Raw genomic sequence first — 5,915 nt, 5'->3', positions numbered from 1 at the left:
CTGGAATTAATTTCAGAATTCCATCAACCATTCCTAAACCTGCACGTAAAATCGGAATTAAACCAAGTTTTTTACCAGCGATCACTTTTGTTGTCGCTTTGCTTACAGGCGTCTCAATTTCAATGTCTTTAAGTGGAAGGTCGCGAGTAATTTCAAAAGCCATTAAGCTTGCTACTTCGTCCACTAATTCACGAAAATCTTTCGTACCTGTATTCTTGTCGCGAATATATGTAATCTTATGTTGAATTAACGGGTGATCAAATACATACAGTTTTCCCATGTGAATCTCTCCTTTAGATGATATTCATGCGTTTGCACGCTTTTTTACACTATTTACGATTGTAAAGAAAACGCTACTAATATTCAAGGGCAAATTTGGAAAAGTCATGATTTCCGATGAATCTATCTAGTATCTTTACCAATTATGGGAGCTGTATCCTTCATTATATCGCCAAAATTTATTCATCATTTGTATACATACTTAAAGAACAATATATGTCCACAAAAAAGACTGCTAAAACAATTACGTCTCAGCAGCCTTCTTCAATCTATTATAGATCTGTGTACATTGGGAATTTGCTCGTTAACGCTTCTACACGCTTACGTGCTTCTTCTAATGCAGCTTCATTTTCATGATTTTTTAATGTGTAAGCAATAAGTGACGCAATTTCATCCATTTCTTCTAAGCCGAAACCACGAGATGTTACAGCTGCTGTACCGATACGTACACCACTTGTTACAAATGGGCTTGCTGTTTCAAATGGAATTGTATTTTTGTTCACTGTAATACCAACTTCGTCTAATACGTGCTCTGCTACTTTACCTGTGATTTCTAGGTTACGAACATCAATTAGGATTAAGTGATTGTCTGTTCCACCAGAAACAAGTGTAAGTCCTTCTTTTTGAAGACCTTCAGCTAAGCGGTTCGCATTGTTAATGATATTTTGTGCATATGTTTTGAAATCATCTTGAAGTGCCTCACCAAACGCAACAGCTTTTGCAGCGATTACGTGCATAAGTGGACCACCTTGAATACCAGGGAAGATTGATTTATCAATTTGTTTTGCAAATTGCTCTTCACATAAAATCATACCACCACGTGGACCACGTAATGTTTTATGTGTTGTTGTTGTAACGAAATGTGCATGTGGCACTGGATTTGGATGTAAACCAGCCGCTACTAAACCTGCGATATGTGCCATATCAACCATTAAGTATGCGCCCACTTCATCTGCAATCTCACGGAATCGTTTGAAATCGATAACACGAGGGTATGCACTTGCACCTGCAACGATTAATTTTGGTTTATGTTCTTTCGCTTTTGCTAATACATCATCGTAATTAATACGGTGAGATTCAGCATCCACGCCATATTCTACGAAATTATATTGTACTCCACTGAAGTTAACAGGGCTTCCGTGTGTTAAGTGACCACCATGAGATAAATTCATACCAAGTACTGTATCGCCTTGCTCTAAAATCGTGAAGTATACTGCCATGTTCGCTTGTGCACCAGAATGCGGTTGAACATTTACGTGCTCTGCGCCGAAAATTTCTTTCACGCGATCACGTGCGATATCTTCTACTACGTCTACGTGTTCACAACCACCATAGTAACGTTTCCCAGGATATCCTTCAGCATACTTATTCGTTAAAACAGAACCTTGCGCCTCCATTACTGCTTCACTTACGAAGTTTTCCGAAGCAATTAACTCAATCTTCGAACGCTGTCTTCCTAGTTCTGCCTCAATTGCAGCAAATACCTTTTCATCTTGACGTTTTAAATGATCCACCAAAATCCCCCTTTTCTGAACGAATTACATCGATTCCCAACAGTTTTTTCTTATTTATTCAGAAAAAACGAAAATTCAGGTTGTAATTCTTTCGAACCTTCATGTTTTCAACTACATTCTAACATGACTTTCTATATCATAAAAGAAAAAAAAGACCGAAAATCGGTCTTTTCTTTCTTCTATGATAAAGTCAGACAACATACCTTATTCGTAACTTTAACGGCAAGTGATACTCTCTTCCTTCGCCGCATAAACAGCACGTGCTCCACCAATTAGTTTTCCACGTGTTGTTGCCATCGTTACATGTGCACTTCCAATTTCCTTCACACTAGTACGAACCGGAACAGCTACGTGCTTTAAATGCATACCGATAAATGTATCACCAATATCCATTCCCGCATCTGCTTTAATAAACTCAATTACTACCGGATCTTTCAAATTGTGATAAGCATATGTTGCTAATGCACCACCTGCTGATCTAACAGGCGTAACTGTTACAATTTCAAATTGATATTTCATCGCCAACTCTTTCTCAACTACTAAAGCACGGTTTAAATGCTCACAACATTGAAACGCCAACTCAATACCTGTTTGTTCTTGAAATTGTTTTAACTCAGAAAAAATCGCCTCTGCTACTTCCATCGTTCCTGATGTCCCAATTCTTTCTCCTAGCACTTCGCTCGTACTACACCCCACTACAAAAATTTGACCACTTTGTAATGAAGTTTGTTCTTGGAAATCAGAAAGCGAAATTTGTAGCTGTTCTCTTACCTTTACGATTTCTGTCATTACGCCTCTTCCTTTCACAGGTTGGTTCACCAAATTATATTTCCTACTGCTTCTAGTTAGAATCTATTACTTTGCTTCGTATGTTTTAATTTTTCCTACGCGGTTTTCGTGACGGCCGCCTTCAAATTCAGTTGTTAACCAAATTTTTGCGATGTCACGTGCTAGACCAGCACCAATTACACGCTCGCCCATTGCTAACATGTTTGTATCGTTATGCTCTCTCGTTGCTCTCGCACTGAAAGTATCATGAACTAACGCACAACGAATACCATTTACTTTGTTTGCAGCAATTGACATACCGATGCCTGTCCCACAAACTAAAATACCACGGTCTACTTCGCCATTCGCTACCATTTCAGCCGCTGGAAACGCAAAATCAGGGTAATCAACAGAACCAGCTTCACATTCACAACCTAAATCAATATATTCAATATTCAACTCTTCTAATAAACTTACAAGTTCTTTACGGATATTCATACCGCCGTGATCAGATGCTACTACTACTTTCATTTTTACCCCTCCAAAGTTTCAATCCATTATCTTCATTTCTCACTTGATCCTTTAATGGGACGAAGTGATCTCCAATATCGTATTATACACGAAACATCAACCTTCTGAATGTTTTTTCAGTAAAGTTTGTACAAGTTTTTCCATCTCTTCTAACGTTTCTTTATAAATAGAGAGAGAGCCGCCGAATGGATCTGAAATATCCTTACTCATCCCCTCAGTTACTCCATATAATGTATCTACTTTCCCTTCAACACTCGGATAATGCCCAAGGATAATTTGCTTATGGTTTTCCGTCATTGTTACTACAATATCTGCCCAATCAATTAAGGCTTCGTTTACCTGCTGCGAAGCATGATCGATTGCAATTCCCTTTTCAGCTAAAGCTTCCTTTGCATGTACCGACGCATCACTTCCAGGATAGGCGAAAACACCAGCAGATTGCACTTCAAACTTACCTTCTCCATAATGGCGCAGTAACGCCTCAGCCATCGGACTACGGCATGTATTTCCAGTGCAAACAAATAATACTCGTTTCATCTAAACCCACCCCTTTTCTCTATTTCCTTCCTTTTATCATAGCGTACATTACAATAGAACAAAAGAAATGTGAATATACGAAAGGCGCATTTCTCTTATATTTTTTCTAAGAAAAATGCGCCTTATCCACATATATGTGAAACCCTATTTCCAAGTGCCCAAAGTATTTTACCATATATAAGGAACAGACTACAAAACAAAATAAGGAATCCATTTCATACGAAACGGATTCCTTTCATGTGATAATTATTTCATTGTAACTTTCATTACTTCTGTTGAACCTTTTGTAGCAGTTACACCTACAGTTGTCTTAATAGACTCAGCTGCATCTGTGTTTGTAATAACGATTGGAGTAATTGTGCTTTTCGCTTTTTCACGAATTAATTCTAAGTCGAATGAGATTAATTTATCTCCAGCTTTTACAGCTTGTCCTTCAGAAACGTGAGCTTCAAAACCTTCGCCTTCCATTTTTACAGTTTCTAATCCAACGTGGATTAAAATTTCTGTACCGTTTTTCGCTTTAATTCCAATTGCATGTTTCGTGTGGAATAATTGTACGATTTCGCCATCAACTGGAGATACAACTACACCTTCAGTAGGATCGATTGCAACACCGTCACCCATCATACGACCAGCGAATACTGGATCTGGTACTTCTTCAATATTTTTCACTGCTCCAGTTAATGGAGCTACGATTGTTTCTTCATTTGTTTTTGAACCAAGACCGAATAATTTTTTAAACATAGGATAGTCCTCCTTATAATTTACCTAAAAGTTTATAGGGCAATCTCTATTAAAGATCAGAATAAACGTAAGACCTCATACTTCGAATATTATACTGTAAAAACGCTTTCGAAATAAATTACGTCATTACTACTAGACTCTTATTGTAGCGTCTCACAAAATTCCAGTCAATTCTGATTGTCTGAATAACAATAAGAAGTTAACTTCTACTTATATTTTCTCTTTTTTTACCCAACTTGTCTAGAGGTCTTTACTACATTTTATTTTTTGTTGTTAATTTGTAAAATTTTTTTCAAACTTTTTTCGAAATCCACTTGACTAAAGTAAGTAACTATTTTATTATTACTTACGTAAGGTAAGTTAATAACTTTTAGGAGGTTTTCAAAAATGATGGATTTCGGTCTTCTTATTATTCGTCTTATTATAGGTATTACATTCATGGGTCATGGTGCTCAAAAATTATTTGGTTGGTTCGGCGGTTACGGTTTAAAAGGAACAGGTGGCTGGATGGAATCAATCGGTTTACGCCCTGGTGTATTTATGGCATTTATGGCTGGCGCAACTGAATTATTAGGTGGTTTCTTATTCGCATCAGGTATTTTCACTGCAATCGGTTCATTATTTATCGTTGGAACAATGTTAATGGCGATATTCACTGTTCATGGAAAAAACGGTTACTGGGTAACTCAAAATGGATATGAATATAACTTAATGTTAATCGCTGTTGCTATCGGTGTAGCTTTAATCGGTCCTGGCGCATACGTTTTACTATAATTTTTATCTTGAATTCGAGATTATTTAGGTGGAACTTACTTCATTGTGGTTGAAGTAAGTTCTTTTTATGTAATAAAAATATTATTTTCAGCAGGAGTTTTCCACTAACATCTTGTAAACAAACAATAAGTCGTCATATTTAGAAAGGGGATTTCAATCATGTTATCCATTAATCCAAATGAACAATCGGAAAAAGAGAATTACAAATTATTAACGGGAAGTATCATCCCACGCCCTGTCGCATTCGTTACTTCTGTAACAAAAGACGGCGTATTAAACGGCGCACCATATAGTTACTTCAACATCGTTGCTGCAAATCCACCACTTATTTCAGTTTCTGTACAACGAAAAGCTGGAGAAAGAAAGGACACTTCCCGAAACGCAATTGAAAAAGGGGAATTTGTCGTACATATCTCTGATGAATCATACGTAGCGGCAATTAACGAAACAGCAGCTAATCTCCCTCCAAATGAAAGTGAAATTGAACTAGCAAAATTAACACCAATTGAAAGTGATGTCATCTCCGTTCCAGGTGTAAAAGAAGCAAATATTCGAATGGAATGCGTACTAGAACGCGCAATCCCTCTCGGCGGAACAGAAGACTCACCGGCTTGCGATCTACTAATCGGACGCGTCGTTCGTTTCCACGTCGCAGACCATCTATACGAAAATGGACGCATTCATGCAGAAGGACTAAAACCAGTAAGCCGCCTAGCAGGACACAACTACGCAAAACTAGGAGAACAATTTGAATTAGTGAGGCCAGTT

8 protein-coding genes are annotated in these 5,915 nt (G+C 37.6%); 2 read left to right on the top strand and 6 right to left on the bottom strand.

What is annotated here, in order from left to right; all coding sequences use genetic code 11:
• The 6 genes from upp to MR079_RS27280 form a co-directional block, all read right to left on the bottom strand.
• On the bottom strand, positions 1 to 280 hold a 280-nt coding region (gene upp, locus MR079_RS27305), incomplete at its 3' end, for a uracil phosphoribosyltransferase (RefSeq protein ID WP_242294996.1).
• A gap of 271 nt (positions 281 to 551) precedes the next feature.
• Positions 552 to 1,793 carry a serine hydroxymethyltransferase gene (gene glyA / locus MR079_RS27300; RefSeq protein WP_000349818.1) on the bottom strand — a complete coding sequence of 414 codons (1,242 nt, stop codon included), beginning with the start codon at positions 1,791 to 1,793 and terminating at the stop codon, positions 552 to 554.
• Positions 1,794 to 2,009: 216 nt separating this feature from the next.
• Positions 2,010 to 2,582: a TIGR01440 family protein gene (locus MR079_RS27295; protein WP_073530503.1), complete on the bottom strand. Its 573-nt coding sequence runs from the start codon at positions 2,580 to 2,582 to the stop codon at positions 2,010 to 2,012.
• Between the two features lie 66 nt (positions 2,583 to 2,648).
• Entirely contained in the window at positions 2,649 to 3,092 is a 444-nt protein-coding gene (gene rpiB, locus MR079_RS27290) for a ribose 5-phosphate isomerase B (protein WP_000869919.1), read from the bottom strand.
• Between the two features lie 96 nt (positions 3,093 to 3,188).
• On the bottom strand, positions 3,189 to 3,629 hold the full coding sequence (locus MR079_RS27285) for a low molecular weight protein arginine phosphatase (RefSeq protein ID WP_048552899.1): 441 nt from the start codon (positions 3,627 to 3,629) through the stop codon (positions 3,189 to 3,191).
• A 246-nt stretch (positions 3,630 to 3,875) separates the two neighbouring features.
• Positions 3,876 to 4,373 carry a PTS sugar transporter subunit IIA gene (locus MR079_RS27280; protein WP_000473666.1) on the bottom strand — a complete coding sequence of 166 codons (498 nt, stop codon included), beginning with the start codon at positions 4,371 to 4,373 and terminating at the stop codon, positions 3,876 to 3,878.
• 387 nt (positions 4,374 to 4,760) lie between these two features.
• Between MR079_RS27280 and MR079_RS27275 the strand changes: the two genes are divergently transcribed.
• Both MR079_RS27275 and MR079_RS27270 read left to right on the top strand, forming a co-directional pair.
• A complete protein-coding gene (locus MR079_RS27275; protein WP_000968618.1) occupies positions 4,761 to 5,147 on the top strand; it encodes a DoxX family protein in 387 nt (128 codons plus the stop codon).
• Between the two features lie 159 nt (positions 5,148 to 5,306).
• Positions 5,307 to 5,915, top strand: a 609-nt coding sequence (locus MR079_RS27270) for a flavin reductase family protein (RefSeq protein ID WP_014893403.1), incomplete at its 3' end; no start/stop codon positions are given.

Origin of the sequence: Bacillus cereus group sp. BfR-BA-01381, assembly GCF_022663555.1 — a bacterium.
Lineage (GTDB): Bacteria > Bacillota > Bacilli > Bacillales > Bacillaceae_G > Bacillus_A > Bacillus_A pacificus.
The sequence above is the reverse complement of the archived record's forward strand: the minus strand, read 5'-3'. Positions and strand labels throughout refer to the sequence as shown.